This is a genomic window from Pseudomonas sp. QL9 (assembly GCF_041409665.1).
In the GTDB taxonomy this organism is placed as follows: Bacteria; Pseudomonadota; Gammaproteobacteria; order Pseudomonadales; family Pseudomonadaceae; genus Pseudomonas; species Pseudomonas knackmussii.
The window spans coordinates 3,446,740-3,465,254 of the sequence record NZ_CP166971.1 but is presented as its reverse complement, the minus strand read 5'-3'; the positions used below and the strand labels follow the sequence as shown (position 1 = coordinate 3,465,254).

Sequence of the window (18,515 nt, the reverse complement as noted above, 5' to 3'; positions counted from 1 at the left end):
GCAGGCGTAGGAGCGGCGCAGGCGCAGGCGCTCGGCATGGCAGAGCAACGGGCCGGCGGCATCCTCGGCGCCCAACGGATCGTCACGCAGCACACCGCTGATGCGCCCCTGGCGGAACAGTTCGCGGATCGCCAGCAGGTTGTTCTCGCGCCGACCGCTGAGTTCCTCGAGCGAACGCGGCTGGTTTTCGGATAACTGGCACAACACCGACATCAACAATGCCGGCGACAGTTTCGGGCTCATGCAGGCTCCCCTTGCGCAGCCAATGAGACGAGCCTGCCGACTATGCGGATGAAATCTTAAAGAATGCTTATCCGCCGTCCCTGGCGGGCGAGGCTCAGTCCAGGCCGTTGTCGCGATCCTGCTCCAGACGCGCCAGGCGCTCTTCGAGCGCAGCGACCTTGGCTTCCAGCTCGGCGATCCGCGATTCGTCCTGGGCGCTGTGCTCGCTGCGCCCGCCCGAGGCCTGGCGACCGCTGCTGGCGATGGCCGCTTCGAGGTCGGCGGCGCTGCCCAGCAGGTGCATGTAGCGGTCTTCGCGCTGCCCTGGCTGGCGCTCCACCTGCATGACGAAGTGGCGCGCAGCGAGGCGTTCGAGCTGGTGACGGACTTCTTCGGTGTCGTCGAAGTCGTGCATGCGCTGGCTGCGCGTGAGCAGCTCGTTGAGCGTCTGCGGGCCGCGCAGGAACAGCAGGCCGAGCAGCACCCACTGCGGCTTGACTAGCTCCAGCGCCTTGTCCAGGCGTTGTTCCCAGCGGTCGGCGCGGCTGCCCATCTGCAGGCGCACCATCTGCTCGCCCTCCAGGCGGCGCAGGGCCTGGCCGACCTGGCCGGGGGTGAGGTCCATGACCGGCTCGCGGCTGGTCTTCTGATTGCAGGCGGTGACAAGCGAATTGAGGGTCAGCGGATAGGTTTCCGGGGTGGTCAGCTGCTTTTCGATCAGGCTGCCGAGGATGCGGACTTCCACCGCGGTGAGGGGCTCCCGCTCGGGAGCGCTCGAGGACTCGTCGTTCATGGCCGTTCCAGGTTTCGCGTAGAGCGCACTAGCCTAGCCGCGAACGCCGCGTTTGGCACTCAGTGGAAGCGCTGCAGGCGGCTGACCGGCCGCTCGATCACCGCCCAGTGCGACGACGAACCCAGCAGCTCCAGCACCCGCGCCTGGCCGTCGCCGCGCCCGAGCGCCTGGCGCGCCATGTCGCCGACGAACCAGTTGGCGGTGTTGGCCGCCACCACGCGACCCTCGCCGTTCACCACCAGCGCTTCGTTACCCAGGCGCATCAGGCTGCGCAGCAACACTGGCTCGAACTCCTGCAAGGCGATGTCGGCCGCGGCGACGCCGATGAAGCGGCCGTTGACCACGATGGGCACGGAGAAGGCGAGGATGTACAGGTCGGTGCCGTAGAGGTCCACGAACGGCCCTTCCACCGACGGCATCCCGGTGTCCCGCGGGCGCGAGAACCAGGGCATGTTCAGGTAGTTGTAGAAGCGCTCGCTGCGGCTGTTGAGGTTCAGCGAAAGCGGCACCACCTTGCCGCCGCGGCCGTGGTACCACCACTCCAGGTACATCTCCTGGTCCGCCAGCTCGCCCGGCTCCAGCACCACGCCGGTGCCGTGCATGCGGCAGGGTGCGCCCTCGCCCAGGTTGTCCTGGATGCACGGTTGCAGCGCGCGAAGATCCTTCGAGGTCGGCCGGGCGTCCGTCGCCTGCAGGCGCTCCCAGATCGCCACCACCTCGCCGGCCATCGCCTCGAGACACTGGAAAACGTTACGGATGGAAGCGTCGATGCGCGTGGCGCACTGCTGCAGCTCATCCGCGGGAAGGGAGTTGGACATTTCGTAGGCCTCTCTCGTGGCTCTTGTTTTCACTGCGCCCCCTGGGCGCCTTCGCAATCGACCGCGGCAGCCAACCAGCCCGCCGCAGATTCAGCAAGCGCTTGCCGTTCAGCCGTCGCCCGCCACCAGACTCAGGCGCAGGCCGATCAGGCGCTTGATGCCCTGGGTCACGTGGGCCTCGGCCAGCGCGCTGGCGAGGTTGGCGTCGCCGGCCGCGATGGCGCCGTGGATCGCACGATGCTCCTGGACCCGCGCGTCGAGCTCGTCGCCCCCCGCCTGCGGCAGCCAGAGCAGTTCACCCAGTTCTGCCTGCAGGCGCACTTCGGCCTGGGTCAGGCGCACCGACTGAGCCGCCACCGCCACTTCGATGTGGAAACGCGCATCCGCACGACGCCGCTCCTGGCGTGTGCCGGCGACCTGCAAGGCGTCGATGCACTGCGCCAGGCGTGCGTGCTGATCAGGCGCCCCGCGCTGCGCAGCCAGGCGCGCGGCGGTGCCGGAAATGGCCAGGTGCTCGTCGCAGAGGTCGCGCAATTCGAGCGCGCTCTTCTTGCGCAATTGCCCGAGCAATGCCTCGTCCGGGCTGTGCGGCGGCGCGCAGACGAAGCTGCCGCCGTTGCGTCCGCGACGGGTCTCGATCACCCCGCGCTCGCGCAGTTCTGCCAGCGCCTCGCGCAGGGTCACGGTGGCCACGCCGAACTGCGTCGCCAGCTCGCTTTCGCTGGGCAGCTGCTCGCCCTCGGCGAACAGGCCGAGGTCAACCAGTTCCACCAGGCGACGCGCCACTGCCTCGGTGCGGCCTTCCTGGCGCAGGTGCATGAAGCTGGCCGGTCGGATGTTCCTGAAATCGTTCATAGGCAAGGTCAAGCAGTGCCGCGCGATACGCCGGCGGAAGCTCCTGGGCACGCCGTGGCGTGGGAATACGGAAGTCTACCCGGTGCCGCTGGGTTGGCGACCGGACGCAAACATATGAACACAGATTTCATCCCACGAAAAGTCACCCATGAAACCCATCAAAGCGGGTAAAGCTGTGTATTTATCAATCAAACGAATGGGGATATTGGCAAGCAAAAACTCTTAAGATATGGTTTTAAATGTTTTATTCGAACCGACGGCCCTGCCCGTCCCCTTTTGCCGATCCAGGAGCCCCACCCATGAGCCAACCGACCCGCCAAGACTGGGAAGCCCGCGCCAGCAAACTGCAGATCGAAGGCCGCGCCTTCATCGACGGCCAGTACGTCAACGCCAGCGCCGGCCAGACCTTCGACTGCATCAGCCCGGTGGACGGCCGCTTCCTGGCCAAGGTCGCCAGCTGCGATGCCGCCGATGCCGAACTGGCCGTGCGCAGCGCCCGCGCCGCCTTCGAGTCGGGCGTCTGGTCGCGCCAGGCACCGGCCGCGCGCAAGGCCGTGATGATTCGCTTCTCCGAACTGCTGGAGCAGCACGCCGAGGAACTGGCGCTGCTGGAAACCCTGGACATGGGCAAGCCGATCGGCGACTCGCTGAACGTCGACCTGCCCGGCTCGGTGGACAGCATCCGCTGGAGCGGCGAGGCCATCGACAAGGTCTATGACGAGGTCGCCGCCACCTCCCACGACCAGCTCGGCCTGGTCACCCGCGAAGCGGTGGGCGTGGTCGCCGCCATCGTGCCGTGGAACTTCCCGCTGATGATGGCGAGCTGGAAACTCGGCCCGGCCCTGGCCACCGGCAACTCGGTGATCCTCAAGCCCTCCGAGCGCTCGCCGCTGACCGCCATCCGCATCGCCCAGCTGGCCATCGAAGCCGGCCTGCCGAAAGGCGTGCTCAACGTGCTGCCGGGCTACGGCCACACCGTGGGTTCGGCCCTGGCGCTGCACATGGACGTGGACACCGTGGTGTTCACCGGCTCGACCAAGATCGCCAAGCAGCTGATGGTCTACGCGGGTGAATCGAACATGAAGCGCGTCTGGCTGGAAGCCGGCGGCAAGAGCCCGAACATCGTCTTCGCCGACGCCCCGGACCTGCAGGCCGCCGCCGAATCCGCCGCTGCCGCCATCGCCTTCAACCAGGGTGAAGTCTGCACTGCGGGCTCCCGCCTGCTGGTCGAGAAATCCATCAAGGCCGAGTTCCTGCCGCTGGTGGTCGAGGCCATGAAAGGCTGGAAAGCCGGCCATCCGCTGGACCCGGAAACCAACGTCGGTGCCCTGGTGGACAGCCGTCAGCTGGAACAGGTGCTGGGCTACATCGAGGCCGGCAAGGCCGAAGGCGCCAAGATCCTCACCGGCGGCCAGCGCGTGCTGGAGGAAACCGGCGGCACCTATGTCGAGCCGACCCTGTTCGACGGCGTGAGCAACGCCATGAAGATCGCCCGCGAGGAAATCTTCGGGCCGGTGCTCTCGGTGATCGAGTTCGAGGACGCCGAAGAAGCCGTGCGCATCGCCAACGACACCCCGTACGGCCTGGCCGCTGCGGTGTGGACCCGCGACATCTCCAAGGCCCACCTCACCGCCCGCGCCCTGCGTGCCGGCAGCGTGTGGGTGAACATGTACGACGGCGGCGACATGACCGCGCCCTTCGGCGGCTTCAAGCAGTCGGGCAACGGCCGCGACAAGTCGCTGCACGCCTTCGACAAGTACACCGAGCTGAAAGCCACCTGGATCAAGCTCTAAGCGCCGCGCACCCGAGGTTCAGCCGGGACGCCCCGCGTCCCGGCCATGACAACAACATTCGCAGCCCCCTTTAGCTGCCAACGCCAAAACCTCCACAGGACAATCACAATGAACAACCCCTTGCAGCCGGGAGCGCTCCTGGACAGCGACGCGGAACAGCTCCGCAAGCTGGGCTACACCTCCAACTTCAACCGCACCATGAGCCTCTGGGAAAACTTCGCCCTGGGCTTCACCTACCTCTCGCCCGTGGTGGGCGTGTACACCCTGTTCGCCCTGTGCCTGGCCGCCGGCGGGCCGCCGATGTTCTGGTCCTACCTGCTGGTGGGCATCGGCCAGATGCTGGTGTGCCTGATCTTCTGCGAAGTGGTCTCGCAGTTCCCGATTTCCGGGGGCGTGTACCCCTGGGCGCGGCGCCTGGTGGGCAAGCGCTGGGCGTGGATGGTCGGCTGGATCTACTCCATCTCGCTCTGCGTGACCATCGCCGCCGTGGCCCTCGGCGCCGGCCCGTACATCGCCACCCTGCTCGGTTTCGAGTCGACCCCCGTGACCAACACCCTGGTGGCCCTGGCGCTGACCCTGATCGCCACCGTGCTCAACCTCAGCGGCACCAAGCTGCTTGCCCGCGTGGCCATGTTCGGCTTCCTCTGCGAGCTGATCGGCGCCATCGTGATCGGCTGCTACCTGCTGATGTTCGAACGTCACCAGCCGTTCTCGGTACTGTTCAACACCTTCGACATCCGCATCGACGGCTCCTACTGGCCGGCGTTCCTGACCGCGTCCCTGGCCGGCATGTTCCTCTACTACGGCTTCGAGGCCTGCGGTGACGTCGCCGAGGAAACCCCGAACCCCAGCCGGCGCATTCCCAAGGCCATGCGCATGACCATCTGGATCGGCGGCGCCGCCTCGATGTTCGCCGCCCTGGCGCTGATCCTCGCGGTGCCGGACATGGCCGCCGTGATCAACGGCACCGACAAGGACCCGATGACCACCATCCTCGACAGCGCCTTCGGCGTAACCGGCGCGCGCATGGTGATGGCCGTGATCATCGTCTCCTTCGTCTCCTGCGTGCTCAGCCTGCAAGCGGCCGCCAGCCGCCTGCTGTACTCCTACGCCCGCGACGAGATGGTCATGGGCAGCGGCCTGCTCAAGCGCCTGTCGCCCAACACCCACGTGCCGGTGCCGGCCCTGATCACCTGCGGCGTCGTTCCCGCCGCCATCGTCTGCGCCGGCTTCTACCTGCAGAACGCCATCGCCCTGGTAGTGAGCTTCGCCGCCATCGGCATCTACCTGTCGTTCCAGATGATCGTCGCCGGCGCCCTCTTCGCCCGTGCGCGCGGCTGGCAGCCCAGCGGCGCCTTCAAGCTCGGCAAGTGGGGCTGGCCGGTGAACATCGCCGCGCAGGTCTATGGCGCGTTGGCGATCGTCAACATGTCCTGGCCGCGCACCCCGGATGCGCCCTGGTACGTCAACTACGGGATCGTCCTGGTTGGCGCCATCGTCATCGTCGTGGGCCTGGTCTACATGACCCTGTTCCGCCCGTACGACAAGGGCAATGCGCCGCATGGCGATGCCTGGAAGCTGCATCACCAGTGAGGTGAGCGGCGGTCATCCGCCCAATGAAAACGCCCGGCAGATGCCGGGCGTTTTTGTTTGCATGGCACGCTCCCACACACCCTCGTCATCCCCGCGAATGCGGGGACCCAGAGACGTCTTGTTCGGTGTGGCGCGCCGCTTCGGCATGCTCGGATGTTTCTTGTTTCGCCCCCTCGGGCGAGTCACTTTGGCAAGCCCCAAAGTAACCAAAGGTCTGTGCCCCGTCATACGGGCCCGATGAAGCCGGGCTTCCCTCACGAATTCCCCCGCATCGGAGGCCCGAACTAGGCGTCCCCCCACCGAAAATACGTCCCTGTACAAGTCGGGGCTTGTGCGACATCCATGTCGCCCGACCTCCTCTACGGGGGGGCGCTCGGCCTTCTGAAAGGGGCGTTCGGCGTGCGCGGATGTTTCTCTGGAAATGTTTTTCGTAGGAGCGAGCTTGCTCGCAAACCGCATGGCACGAATGCCGACCCCGTAGGGCGAATAACCCCGAAGGGGTTATCCGCCGTTTTCGTACCGGATGGCGGCGCATAACCGCGAACGCGGTTATGCGCCCTACGGGTGGATCGGCGCGAGGTATTTCGCAGATGAGGGATGCAGGTCAGGCCAGCTCTTCCGTCCGCACCCAGCGCCGCTCGCCACCGCCGGGCGCTTCGGTCCATTGCTGCAATGAGCGGGTCGGCAGGTCGAAGTAGTCGCGGGTGCGGGCGTAGCCGTGGCCGCCCATGCGGCCTATGGCGTCGAGGCCGAGTTGGTCGATGTAGAGGGTCGCCGGGTCTATGAGGTCGTCGCGCACGTGGGCCATCAGGACCTCGCCGAGGATGATCTCGCGGGATTGGCCAATCGACAGCGCCATCATCCGCCGACACTCCAGGGCTACCGGCGCTTCGCCAATTCGCGGGCAGGCCACGCGGGTACCGGGGATCGCTGTAAGGCCCGCCGCCACCAGCTCGTCAAAGCCCGGCTCAAAGGGCACCGCGCAGACGTTCATCGCTTCCACCAGGGCGTCGGAGACGATGTTCACCGTGAACTCCTGGTTCTCGCGGATGTTCCGCGTGGTGTCCTTGGGGCTCAGGTCGCTGTAGTTCTCCACGCCCAGGGCGAGGATCGGCGGGTCCGCCGAGAGCGCGTTGAAGAAACTGAAGGGCGCGGCATTCGCGCGCCCCTGCGGGTCGATGGTGGTGACCAGCGCTATCGGGCGTGGCACCACGCTGCCGATGAGGATCTTGTATTTCTCGCGGGCGGACAGCTGCTGGAAATCGAAGCTGAGCATGGGGCGGTCCTTCAGTGGCGTATGGGGGCGCGGGCGTCCTGCAGGGGCGCTTCGGCGCTGTAGGCGTCGGCGAACGGGATGGCGGAGTGGAACAGCGTGCGCCACGGTGGATTGCCGAAGGCGCGGTCCGAGTGATGCCGCATCTGCTTCTCGAACAGCACGTCGGCCTGGCGTTGCAGCGCGGCGTAATCGACGCCGACGACCTGGCCGTCCTGCATCACGCAGCGCCCGTCGATGTAGCTGGCGATGCAGTCGTCGCCGCGCCCGGCGGTGACGAGGTTCTTCAGCGGGTCGAAGAACGGCCCCTGGTGGAAGGCGCCGAGGCGGAACACCGTGATGTCGGCGCGCGCGCCCGCGGCGAGGCGACCGAGGTCGTCGCGGCCCAGCGCCTGCGCACCACCCAGGGTCGCGGCGTTATAGAGATCGAGGATGCGCGTGCGCTCGGCGTTGCCCTCCTTCACCCGCGCGATGTTCAGGCCCTGACGCAGCTGGTCGAGCATGTCGGCCGGGAAGGTGTCGGTGCCCATGGCGATGTTGATGCCGCGCTCGCGGTAGCTGCCGAAGGAATCCAGCGCGTCGCCGTCACGGGCGAACACCACCGGGCAATGCACCAGGCTCGCGCCGCCGTCGCGCAGGCGCTGCAGATCGTCTTCGCCATTAGTGTGGATGCCGTGCGGCAGCACACTGCGCGGATTGAGCAGGCCGAGGCGATCCAGCCACTGCAGCGACGACAGGCCGTACAGCCGCTGCACGAGGTCGACTTCGTAGTGCGACTGGCAGCAATGCAGGCGCAGCGGAGCGTTCAGTTCACGCTGCATCGCCGCGCTGCGCTCGAGCAGGGCCGGCGTGCAAGTCTCGATGCGATCCGGCAGCAACGCGCCGCGTACCAGGCCGCCATGCGCGCCGTCGAAATCGGCGAAGAAGCGCACCGCCGCATCCAGCCCGGCCATACCAGCGGCTTCGTCCCAGTGCTGCGCTGCGCTGCCATCTTCACGGGCGTAGGTCATGCCGCTCATGTAGCAGGGGCCGAGGTAGGTACGCAGGCCGAGCTCGGCGGACAACGCGGCGACCCCGGCGAATTCGTCGTAGTGCTCGGCCCAGCGCCGGTAGTACATGGAGGTGATCGGCATGGCCGTGGTGATGCCGTTGCGGATCAGCTGGGTGAAGGCGTAGCGGTACTTGAACAGCTCCTCCTCGGCGCTGTAGCACTCCTGCGGACCAGCACGCAGGTAGTCGGCCGACCAGGTGCGGCCCATCTTCCACTCGGCGCCGTTGTCCAGGGTGAGCACCGTGGAGTCGAGGTCGCCGAGCGCGTCGAGGTCGATGAAGCCGGGGCCGATCAGCGCGTGGCCGTAGTCGATCCACTGGCTCACCTCACCGGGAAAACCGCGCCCGACGAAGACGATGCGCCCGCCCTCGAACACCACTTCGCCATGCCGCCAGAGCACATGCTGGCGGCCATCGAAGCCGACCACGAAGCTGGCCTTGAGACCGATGCGCGTGGTCACTGACGCGACTCCTGAAGACGGCCGCCCTCTGCGATCAGCCGGCCTGCCTTGAACACCTGGCGCTGCAGCGGACGGGCGACCACGGCTTCGCCGAGGGTCTGCGCCGGCAGCAGCAGGAAGTCCGCCGGCGCACCGACTTCGATCCGCGCCGGTTCGCGTTCCAGTGCGCGCGCGCCATTGGCGGTAGCGGCCTCGAAGGCGGCGGCGAGTTCGTCGTCCTTGCACAGGTCGAAGCGGAAGGCCAGGAGCATGGCGCGTTCGAGCATGTCGCCGTTGCCCATCGGCGACCAGGCATCGCGGATGCCGTCCGAGCCCAGGCACAGGTTGACGCCCGCTTCGCGCAGGGCGAGGAACGGCGGCACCGGCGTATCGGCGGGAGCCGAGCTCATCAGCGAAATATTCAGCGCGGCGAGGCGCGCTGCCAGCGGTTCAACCTGCGCCCAGGGCGCCATGCCCAGGCAGTAGGCGTGGCTGATCATTACCCGGCCCTGCAAGCCGAAGCGCTCGGTGTAGTCGGCGATCCGGGCGATCTGCCAAAGGCCCAGCTCGCCCTTGTCGTGCAGGTGGATATCGACGCCACGGCCAAACTCGGCGGCCAGGCCGAAGACGATCTCGAGCTGGGCGATGGGATCGTCGTCGATGCCGCACGGATCGAGGCCGCCAACATGCTCCACGCCCTTCTGCAGCGCTTCGCGCATCAGCTCGGCGGTGCCCGGGCGCTTGACCAGGCCGGTCTGCGGGAAGATCACGAACTGCATGTCGATCAGATCGGCATAGGACTCGCGCAGCGCCATCATCGCCTCGACGTGGCGCAGGCCCAGGTCGGGGTCAATATCGACGTGGCAGCGGAAGGTCAGCGAGCCACGGGCGATGCATTGCTCCAACAACGCAGCGGCGCGCGCGGCGATGGGCGCCTCGATCTCACGCAGCACGCGGCGCTCGTTGGCGATGTAGTCCTTCAGCGTCGGTCCGGCGCTGTTCGGCCGCCAGGGCTGGCCCCAGAGGGTCTTGTCCAGGTGGCAGTGACTTTCCACCAGCGGCGGCAAAAGCAGCTGGCCGGCGCCGTCGATATCACCGGGTTGCAGCGCTTCGGCGCTAGCCGGACGGCGCTCGGCGATGCGGCCGTCGTGGATGAGGAAGTCTTCGGCCGCGTTGCCGAAGGGGCGGACGTTGCGCAGCCAGTAGCGGTGGGTCATGGGGACCTCGAACAAAGAATTGGATCAGGGAGGCACCCTGTAGGAGCGAGCTTGCTCGCTCCTACAGGGTCAGGCATCAGGCAGATAGCCGTTCGCGGTCATCCGCCGATGCCGTCGTGCTTCAGCCCTTGAGCTTGGACCAGATGCGGTCCTGCAGCTCGCGCGCCTTGTTGCTGCATTCCTTTTCCAGGCGCAGGCGCGAGGCGTATTCGGGCGGCATGTTGATCGCGTCCATCACCTTCCATTTGGCGTCGAGCAGCTTGTCGCTCTCGATACCGTTGGAATAGGCGATGGCGTTGGTCACCGCGGCGGCGTTCTCCGGCTTCATCATCCAGTTGATGAAGATCTTGGCGTTCTCCGGGTGCGGCGCGCTCTTGGGCACGGCGAAGTTGTCCTGGAAGGAGGCCACGCCTTCACGCGGGTAGACGTACTTGATGGTGCTCTTCTGCGCCGTGGCGCGGGCGGTGGAGCCGTTCCAGTTCTGCATCATCACCACTTCGCCGGAGGCCATGCGGTCCACGGTGTTGTCCGAGCTGTACATCTTCAGGTGCGGCTTCTGCTTCTGCAGCAGGTCGAGGATCTTCTTGGCGTCCTGCGGGTTCTCGGTGCACTCGTCGACGTTCAGGTAGTGCGCGGCGGCGTTGATCAGGCTGCTCGGGGTATCGAGCGCGGCGACTTCGCCGTTGAGCTCCGGGCGTGGCTCGAAGAACTCCTTCCAGGAGTCGTCGAGCTTGCCGCCGGGCACCCGCGCGCTGTCGTAGGAGAAGCCGGTGGTGCCCCACAGGTAGGGCGCGGAGAACTTGCGGCCGGGGTCGAAGGCCGGGTCGCGGAAGGCCGGTTTGACGAACTGGAAGTTGGCCAGCTTCGGCGAGTCGATCTCCAGCAGCAGGTCCTGCTTGATCAGCGTCTGCATGATCGAGTGCGAGGGCACGATCACGTCGTAGGCGGCGCCGCCAGCCTGCAGTTTGGCGAGCAGCGTCTCGTTGCTGTCGTAGCCATCCATGGTGACCTTGATGCCGGTTTCCTTCTCGAACTTGCCGAGCAGCTCCACCGGGTAGTAGTCGGTCCAGTTGTAGAAGAACAGCTGTTTGGGCTCGTCGGCATGGGCGATGCCGCCGGCCAGCACAGCGAGGGTGAAACCGGCGAGGCCGTGACGCAGGGCTTGCAACTTCATGGTCGTTCTCCGCGAAAGGTCAGCAGTTCAGGCCTCGGGTTTGCCGCGCTGGCCGAGCCAGTACGACAGCACCACGAGGACGATGGAAATCACCAGCATCAGGGTCGAGATCGCGTTGATCTCGGGGGTTACGCCGGCCTTGATGGCCGAGAAGATGTACACCGGCAGGGTCGTCGAGCCGGGCCCGGCGACGAAGAAGGTCATGATGAAATCGTCGAGGCTCACCACGAACGCCAGCACCGCGCCGGACAGCACCGCCGGCCACAGCAGCGGCAGGGTCACCCGGCGGAACACCTGGTAGGGGTTGGCGTAGAGGTCGCCGGCGGCTTCCAGCAGGCTCTTGTCCAGGTCGTTCAACCGTGCGCGGATCGGCAGGTAGGCGAAGGGGATGCAAAAACCGACGTGGGCGACGATTACCGTCAATAGACCGAGCTTGATCCCCAGCGACATGAACAGCAGCAGCGTGGCCACGGCGATGACGATCTCCGGGAGGATCAGCGGCAGGTTGATGCCGCCTTCCACCAGGCGCCGGCCATAGAACGGCCGCGAGGTGGCCAGCGCCGCCAGCAGCGCGATGGCGGTGGACAGCACGGTGGCGAAGCCCGCCACCACCAGCGAGTTGAAGGCGGCGACCTGGATCGACGGGTTGGCGACGATGCGCCCGTACCAGGCGAAGGAGAACTCCGTCCACACCGTGGCCGAGCGGTTGGCGTTGAAGCTGTAGCCGATCAGCACGAGGATCGGCAGGTATAGGTAGGCCAGCACCAGCAGGCTGGTTTCGCGGGTGCCGGGGAGTTTCTTCAGGTGCTGGGCGATCATGCGGCGCCTCCCATGTGCACGGAGCGGGCGGCCTTGCGGCTGTAGAGGGCGAAGAGGACCAGCGCGAGCAGCATGATCCCGAGCAGGAGGAACGACAGCGAGCCGCCCAGCGGCCAGTTGCGCGCGGTGCCGAACTGCTGCTGGATCAGGTTGCCGATCATCAGCGTCTTGCCGCCGCCGAGGATCGCCGGGGTGATGAAGGCGCCCAGGCTGGGCACGAACACCAGCAGCGAGCCGGCGATCACACCGGGCATGGACAGCGGCAGGATCACCCGGCGCAGCGCCTTCCAGCGCGTGGCACCGAGGTCATAGGCGGCTTCCACCAGGCGCCAGTCGAGCTTCTCCAGGGTCGAGTAGATCGGCAGGATCATGAACGGCAGGAAGCTGTAGACCAGGCCGACGCAGACCGCGAAGTCGTTGTACAGCAAGGTGATGCCACCGGCCTGCGGGAAGAGCGCGTTTACCGTCTGGGCGATCCAGCCGTGCTCGCGGAGGATGATCAGCCAGGCGTAGTTGCGGATCAGCAGGTTGGTCCAGAACGGGATGGTGATCAGCAGCACCATCAGGTTGCGCGCGCGCTCGTTCAGGCTGCTCATCCAAAGTGCCACCGGGAAGCCGACCAGGAAGCACAGCAGCGTGGTGCCGCCGGCCTGCAGCAGCGAGCGCAGCAGCGCCTGGGCATAGACCCAGTTGAGCTCCAGGTTGCCGTCGAAGTCTTCCTGGAAGAACAGCTGCACGTAGCTCTGGATCTGCCAGTCGGCGTGCCAGTCGACGCCGCCGTAGAGGTTGCGCGGCAGCAGGCTGATGTAGCCCATGATGCCCAGCGGAATGGCGATCAGCGCCAGCAGCGTCAGCGCCACGGGGCTGAGCAGCAGCAGGCGGCTGGTCGCCGGGGACCTAGCGGTGACGCTCATCTCAGGCCTCCATCAGCAGGCAGGCCTGCGGCGGCAGGTGCACCGCCAGCGCCTCGCCGACATCGCGCGCACGACCGCCTTCGTTGCTCTCGCGCAGGGTGATCGGCGAGGCGTCGGGCAGGCGGCAGCGGTACAGGGTGGCGGTGCCGACGTACATCACGGTCTCGATCACCGCACGCAGGTGGTGCGGCTGCGAGGGCTCCACCAGCTTCGAGCGCTCCGGGCGGAAGGCGAGCTGCACGCGGTTCGGATCGAGGCCGCCGGGCAGGTTGCAGGGGATGTCCACCGGCATGGCGCTGGGGCGGAACAGCGGTTGTTCGCCGTCGCGGCGCAGCTGGCCGGGGAGGAAGTTGATGTCGCCGATGAACTGCGCGACGAACTGGTGCCGCGGGCGTTCGTAGATCTCGTTGGGCGTGCCGACCTGCATGATGTTGCCGGAGGACATCACGGCGATGCGGTCGGACAGGGTCAGCGCCTCTTCCTGGTCGTGGGTCACGAAGATGAAGGTGATGCCCGCCTCTTCCTGCACGCGCTTGAGCTCGACCTGCATCTCCTTGCGCAGCTTGAGGTCGAGTGCCGACAGCGGTTCGTCGAGCAGCAGCACCGCCGGCTTGGGCGCCAACGCGCGGGCCAGGGCCACGCGCTGCTGCTGCCCGCCCGACAGCTCGGCCGGCTTGCGCCGCGCCAGGTGTTCCATCTGCACCAGCGCCAGCATCTCACTCACCCGCGCCGGAATCGCCTTGCGCTCCAGGCCCTGCATCTCCAGGCCAAAGGCGATGTTCTCGGCCACGGTCATGTGCGGGAAGAGCGCGTAGCTCTGGAACACGGTGTTGATGCGCCGGCGGTAGGGCGGCAGGTCGTTGACCCGCTGGCCGCCGATGAGTATGTCGCCGCTGGTGACGTTCTCGAAGCCGGCGATGCTGCGCAGCAGCGTGGTCTTGCCGCAGCCGGAGGGGCCCAGGAGCGTGAAGAACTCGTTGTGGGCGATGTTCACCGACACGTTGTTCAGGGCTGGGGCGACCTTGGGATCGTCGGTGTAGCGCTTGCTGACGCTGCGCACCTCGACGGAGGAAGAGTGATCCATATTGGTGCATTCCTCTTGTTTTTGTATGCAATAACTGGATGCAAAATACAAATAGCCGGTTTATTTTTAATCCGCAAGGGGTTTTGTCGAGCCCCATTTGCGCGGCATGCTTGCGCGGGAGACAGCCATGACGGAGTCGGCAATGACGGAAAAACACCCCGAATCCACGGTGGAACGCGTCTACCAGGGGGTTTACGAAGCGATCATCAAGCGCAGCCTGCGCCCGGGCATGAAGCTCGGCGAGGCGTCGCTGGCGGAGCTGTTCAAGGTCAGCCGCACCTCGGTGCGCGCCGCGCTCAAGCAATTGGAGGCCGACGGCCTGGTGTCGAGCGCGCTCAATAAAGGGGCGTGGGTGTCGCTGCCCAGCGACGAGGAGATTCGTTCGCTGTTCGAAACCCGCCGTCTGCTGGAGATCGGTATCGTCAGCGAGCTCTGCCGACGCGCCGACAGCGCGGTATTCCGCGACCTGCGCGACCACCTGGCGCTGGAAGAAGAAGCGGCCCATGGCGGCGACCACGCGCACTTCGTGCACCTGCTCGGCGAGTTCCACCTGAAGCTCGCCCAGGCGCTGAACAACCCGGTGCTGTTCGGCTGGTTCCGCAAGCTGGTGGAGCGCGCCTCGCTGTTCGCCGCGGCGCTGGACGACGACAGCCACGGCACCTGCCGGGAGAACGAGCACCTGCGCCTGGTCGAGTACATCGAGGCGGGCAACCAGGCGGCGGCCATCGAAATGACCTGCCAGCACCTGAACGGTATCGAACAGGCGATCCTCAAGGCGGCTGAAGGCTTCAAGGCGGACTATCACCCGCTGAAGCACCTGATTTCGTCGTAACCCGCAGGAGCGGACCTTGTCCGCGAAATCGCGCGCATGGCGCGCTCCTACAGGGTTACGCCGTGCACGGCTGTTCGCGGATGAGATCCGCTCCTACAGGTCCGGTGAAACAAAAACGCCCGGCATCTGCCGGGCGTTTTTATTGCGGCAACGGGCTTAGCCGAGGATGGCTTCGAAGCCCTGGCGAATCTGCTCTTCGGGCAGGTTGTCGCCGATGAAGACAATCACGCTCTCGCGCTGCTCGTCCTCGCCCCAGGGCGTATCCCAGTCGAATCCGTACAACCGCAGCACGCCCTGGAATACCAGGCGGCGGTCCTCGCCGGCGATGCTCAGCACGCCCTTGTAGCGCAGCAGCGAATTTCCGTGCCACTGCAGCAGGTCGTCCATGAAGGTGCTCAGGCGCTCGATATCCAGCGGCTTGTCGCTGCGCAGCACCATGGTGGAAATGCGGTCGTTGGCTTTCGTCGCCGGGCGCAGCGGTTGCAGCGGACGCAGGCCGACGTCGGCATTCAGGTTGAAACCACGCACATCGAGCAGGCGTTCCAGGTCGATACGGCCATGGTCCACCGGATGAATCTCAGCGCGCCGATTGATCCGCTGCAGGCGCTCGACCAACGCTTCGTGCTGCTCGGCCGACACCAGGTCGCGCTTGCTCACCAGTACACGGTCGCCGAAGCCGACCTGGGCCTGGGCGATGGCTTCCTGCAGGTGGCGGTCGGCGTTGGCGGCGTCGACCAGGGTGAGGATGCCGTCGAGCAGGTAGCGCTCGCGCAGGGTCTCGTCGACGAAGAAGGTCTGCGCCACCGGCGCCGGGTCGGCCAGGCCGGTGCATTCGATCACCAGGCGATCGAACTCGATTTCGCCGTTGTCGCGCTGCTCCAGCAGCACATAGAGCGCGCGCTCGAGGTCATTGTTGATGGTGCAGCAGACGCAGCCGTTGGACAGCGTCATCACCTGCGCCGGGGCATCGCCGAGCAGTTGGCCGTCGATCGGGGTGTCGCTGAACTCGTTCTCGATCACTGCGATCTTCAGGCCGTGCTCGGCCTCCAGGATGTGGCGCAGCAGGGTGGTCTTGCCGGCGCCGAGGAAACCGGTGAGCACGGTCACCGGAATCTGCGCGGGCTGTGTCGATTCACTCATGGGGCAACTTCCAGGCAGGAAAAAGGACGGGCCGCCCGCAGGCGGCCCGTCCCGTTATACACCCTTCCGCTTCATCAGCAGCAACGGATCGGACGACCCTTGCCGCCACCGCCGTAGCGCGCCTCCTGGCGTTCGCGGAAGAACTCCTTGTAGCTCATCACCGGCTTGTCCGGGTGCTTGCTTTTCATGTGCTCGACATAGGTGTCGTAGTCGGGCATGCCGACCAGCATCCTGGCGGCCTGCCCGAGGTACTTGCCCATGCGGCTGAGGTCATTGAACACGTGTCACCTCCTCCCTCAGGACTCGGGGATGGGCTGGAAGGGCGCTTCCTTGTCGGTGCGCTCCTTCTTGGTCCAGGCGCTGGAGCCGACCTTGATCGAGTACACCAGCACGCTGAGCACCACCAGCAGGAACAGCACGGTGAGGCCGGCGTTGATGTAGGCGTTGACCATCACGGCCTGCACCTGCGCCATGTCCTTGGCCGGGGCCAGAACCTGGCCGGCGTCGAGCGCGGCGCCGTATTTCTTCGCCAGGGAGACGAAGCCCACTGCCGGGTTGCTGTCGAAGATCTTGATCAGCCCCGCCGTGGTGGTGCAGATCAGCAGCCAGGCCGCCGGGAAGGCGGTGACCCAGACGTACTGCTGGCGCTTCATCTTGATCAGCACGACGGTGGCGAGCATCAGCGCGATACCGGCGAGCATCTGGTTGGAGATGCCGAACAGCGGCCACAGGGTGTTGATGCCGCCCAGCGGATCGACTACGCCCTGGTACAGCAGCCAGCCCCACAGCGCCACGCAGCCCAGGGTGCCGACGATGTTGGCGCCCCAGGAGTCGGTCTTCTTCAGCGCCGGGACGAAGTTGCCCAGCAGGTCCTGCAGCATGAAGCGTCCGGCGCGGGTGCCGGCGTCCACCGCGGTGAGGATGAACAGCGCCTCGAAGAGGATCGCGAAGTGGTACCAGAACGCCATGGTGTTCTCGCCCGGCATCACATTGTGCAGGATGTGCGCGATGCCCACCGCGAGGGTCGGCGCGCCACCGGCACGGGCGAGGATGGTGGTTTCACCGATGTCCTTGGCGGTCTGGGTAAGCACTTCCGGGGTGATCACGAAGCCCCAGCTGCTGACGGTCGCGGCGACAGCGTTGACGTCGGCGCCGACGACAGCCGGCGGGCTGTTCATGGCGAAGTACACGCCCGGCTCGATCACCGAGGCGGCAACCATGGCCATGATCGCCACGAAGGACTCCATCAGCATGCCGCCGTAGCCGATGTATCGGGCGTCGGGCTCGCGGTTGAGCAGCTTGGGCGTGGTGCCCGAGGAGATCAGCGCGTGGAAGCCGGAAACGGCGCCGCAGGCGATGGTGATGAACAGGAAGGGGAACAGGGCGCCCTTCCACACCGGGCCGGTGCCGTCGGTGAACTGGGTCAGGGCCGGCATCTTCAGCTCCGGCATGACGATCAGGATGCCGATGGCCAGGGCAACGATGGTGCCGATCTTCAGGAAGGTCGACAGGTAGTCGCGCGGCGCCAGCAGCAGCCATACCGGCAACACCGAGGCGACGGCGCCGTAGACGATCAGCATCCAGGTGATCTGCACGCCGTTGAAGGTGAACACCGGCGCCCATTCGGGGCTGGCGGCGACCTGCCCGCCCAGCCAGATCGAGCCCAGCAGCAGGGCCACGCCGATCACCGAGATCTCACCCACCGCGCCTGGGCGCAGGTAGCGCATGTACAGGCCCATGAGGATGGCGATCGGGATGGTCGCCAGCACGGTGAAGGTCCCCCAGGGGCTGTTGGCCAGGGCCTTCACCACGATCAGGGCGAGCACCGCGAGGATGATGATCATGATCAGGAAGGTGCCGAACAGGGCGATGGTCCCCGCCACCTGGCCCATTTCCTCGCGCACCAGTTCACCCAGCGAGCGGCCGTTACGCCGCGTGGAGATGAACAGGATCATGAAGTCCTGCACTGCGCCGGCCAGCACCACGCCGGCGATCAGCCAGAGCGTGCCGGGCAGGTAGCCCATCTGCGCGGCGAGTACCGGACCGACCAGGGGTCCGGCGCCGGCGATGGCGGCGAAGTGGTGACCGAAGAGGATGTGCTTGTTGGTCGGAACGTAGTCCAGACCATCGTTGTTGAGCACCGCCGGCGTTGCGCGGTTAGGGTCCAGCTGCATCACCTTGCTGGCGATGAACTGGCTGTAGTAGCGGTAGGCGACTAGATAGATGGCGACTGCTGCGACGACGATCCACAGAGCGTTGATGGCTTCGCCGCGGCGCAATGCCACGACTCCCAAGGCACAGGCACCAACTATCGCCACTATCGCCCAGGCGACGTGACGCAGGAGGCTGTTGTTATTGTTCATGGCGAGGCTTCCGACTGTTTGAAGGGCGAGAATTCGCAGGAAAATTCTAGTCCTTTCCTACAAACCATTTATACGACCTTAGTCTATAGGCCTTACAGCGATATTGCCGGTCTTCCTACAGCGATTGTAGGACGC

General features: G+C 66.1%; 16 protein-coding genes and 1 pseudogene. 3 read left to right on the top strand and 14 right to left on the bottom strand.

Annotated features, from left to right (window positions below):
- Positions 1-12 precede the first annotated feature (12 nt).
- The 4 genes and pseudogenes from ACA097_RS16230 to ACA097_RS16215 all read right to left on the bottom strand — a co-directional run.
- A pseudogene (locus ACA097_RS16230) lies at positions 13-243 on the bottom strand (hypothetical protein); the annotation flags it as partial.
- Positions 244-337: 94 nt separating this feature from the next.
- Positions 338-1,015, bottom strand: coding sequence for a YceH family protein (locus ACA097_RS16225; RefSeq protein ID WP_043255465.1), 678 nt, complete (start codon positions 1,013-1,015; stop codon positions 338-340).
- Between the two features lie 59 nt (positions 1,016-1,074).
- The gene (locus tag ACA097_RS16220) at positions 1,075-1,833 is read right to left on the bottom strand and encodes a cache domain-containing protein (RefSeq protein ID WP_043255467.1); all 759 of its coding nucleotides are present in this window, start codon (positions 1,831-1,833) and stop codon (positions 1,075-1,077) included.
- Positions 1,834-1,941: 108 nt separating this feature from the next.
- On the bottom strand, positions 1,942-2,688 hold the full coding sequence (locus ACA097_RS16215) for a FadR/GntR family transcriptional regulator (RefSeq protein ID WP_371364528.1): 747 nt from the start codon (positions 2,686-2,688) through the stop codon (positions 1,942-1,944).
- Between the two features lie 299 nt (positions 2,689-2,987).
- Between ACA097_RS16215 and ACA097_RS16210 the strand changes: the two genes are divergently transcribed.
- Both ACA097_RS16210 and ACA097_RS16205 read left to right on the top strand, forming a co-directional pair.
- Positions 2,988-4,481, top strand: coding sequence for an aldehyde dehydrogenase (locus tag ACA097_RS16210; RefSeq protein WP_043255472.1), 1,494 nt, complete (start codon positions 2,988-2,990; stop codon positions 4,479-4,481).
- Between the two features lie 108 nt (positions 4,482-4,589).
- Positions 4,590-6,074, top strand: coding sequence for an APC family permease (locus ACA097_RS16205; protein WP_043255473.1), 1,485 nt, complete (start codon positions 4,590-4,592; stop codon positions 6,072-6,074).
- A 604-nt stretch (positions 6,075-6,678) separates the two neighbouring features.
- Here ACA097_RS16205 and ACA097_RS16200 read toward each other — a convergent pair.
- The 7 genes from ACA097_RS16200 to ACA097_RS16170 all read right to left on the bottom strand — a co-directional run bounded on the left by ACA097_RS16200 (position 6,679) and on the right by ACA097_RS16170 (position 14,045).
- Positions 6,679-7,350, bottom strand: a complete 672-nt coding sequence (locus ACA097_RS16200) for a flavin reductase family protein (RefSeq protein ID WP_043255475.1) — start codon at positions 7,348-7,350, stop codon at positions 6,679-6,681.
- 11 nt (positions 7,351-7,361) lie between these two features.
- Complete coding sequence (locus ACA097_RS16195; protein ID WP_371364526.1) at positions 7,362-8,858, bottom strand: amidohydrolase family protein; 1,497 nt, start codon at positions 8,856-8,858, stop codon at positions 7,362-7,364.
- Positions 8,855-10,054, bottom strand: coding sequence for an amidohydrolase family protein (locus ACA097_RS16190; protein ID WP_371364524.1), 1,200 nt, complete (start codon positions 10,052-10,054; stop codon positions 8,855-8,857). Before ACA097_RS16190 ends, ACA097_RS16195 begins: the two co-directional genes overlap by 4 nt.
- A 121-nt stretch (positions 10,055-10,175) precedes the next feature.
- Positions 10,176-11,228 (bottom strand): extracellular solute-binding protein, encoded by a 1,053-nt coding sequence (locus tag ACA097_RS16185; protein WP_160288454.1) that lies wholly within the window; start codon positions 11,226-11,228, stop codon positions 10,176-10,178.
- Between the two features lie 27 nt (positions 11,229-11,255).
- The gene (locus ACA097_RS16180; protein ID WP_160288455.1) at positions 11,256-12,047 is read right to left on the bottom strand and encodes an ABC transporter permease; all 792 of its coding nucleotides are present in this window, start codon (positions 12,045-12,047) and stop codon (positions 11,256-11,258) included.
- Complete coding sequence (locus ACA097_RS16175) at positions 12,044-12,961, bottom strand: ABC transporter permease (protein ID WP_371364521.1); 918 nt, start codon at positions 12,959-12,961, stop codon at positions 12,044-12,046. The genes ACA097_RS16180 and ACA097_RS16175 overlap by 4 nt, the downstream gene beginning before the upstream one ends.
- Position 12,962: 1 nt before the next feature.
- Entirely contained in the window at positions 12,963-14,045 is a 1,083-nt protein-coding gene (locus ACA097_RS16170; RefSeq protein ID WP_371364519.1) for an ABC transporter ATP-binding protein, read from the bottom strand.
- 142 nt (positions 14,046-14,187) lie between these two features.
- Between ACA097_RS16170 and ACA097_RS16165 the strand changes: the two genes are divergently transcribed.
- Positions 14,188-14,877, top strand: coding sequence for a GntR family transcriptional regulator (locus ACA097_RS16165; RefSeq protein ID WP_371364516.1), 690 nt, complete (start codon positions 14,188-14,190; stop codon positions 14,875-14,877).
- Positions 14,878-15,033: 156 nt separating this feature from the next.
- On the opposite strand, the gene yjiA is transcribed toward ACA097_RS16165, so the two are convergent.
- The 3 genes from yjiA to ACA097_RS16150 all read right to left on the bottom strand — a co-directional run bounded on the left by yjiA (position 15,034) and on the right by ACA097_RS16150 (position 18,380).
- Positions 15,034-16,017: a GTPase gene (gene yjiA / locus ACA097_RS16160; protein WP_371364514.1), complete on the bottom strand. Its 984-nt coding sequence runs from the start codon at positions 16,015-16,017 to the stop codon at positions 15,034-15,036.
- A gap of 74 nt (positions 16,018-16,091) precedes the next feature.
- Positions 16,092-16,298 (bottom strand): YbdD/YjiX family protein, encoded by a 207-nt coding sequence (locus ACA097_RS16155; protein ID WP_043255491.1) that lies wholly within the window; start codon positions 16,296-16,298, stop codon positions 16,092-16,094.
- Positions 16,299-16,313: 15 nt separating this feature from the next.
- A complete protein-coding gene (locus tag ACA097_RS16150) occupies positions 16,314-18,380 on the bottom strand; it encodes a carbon starvation CstA family protein (RefSeq protein WP_371364512.1) in 2,067 nt (688 codons plus the stop codon).
- Positions 18,381-18,515 lie beyond the last annotated feature (135 nt).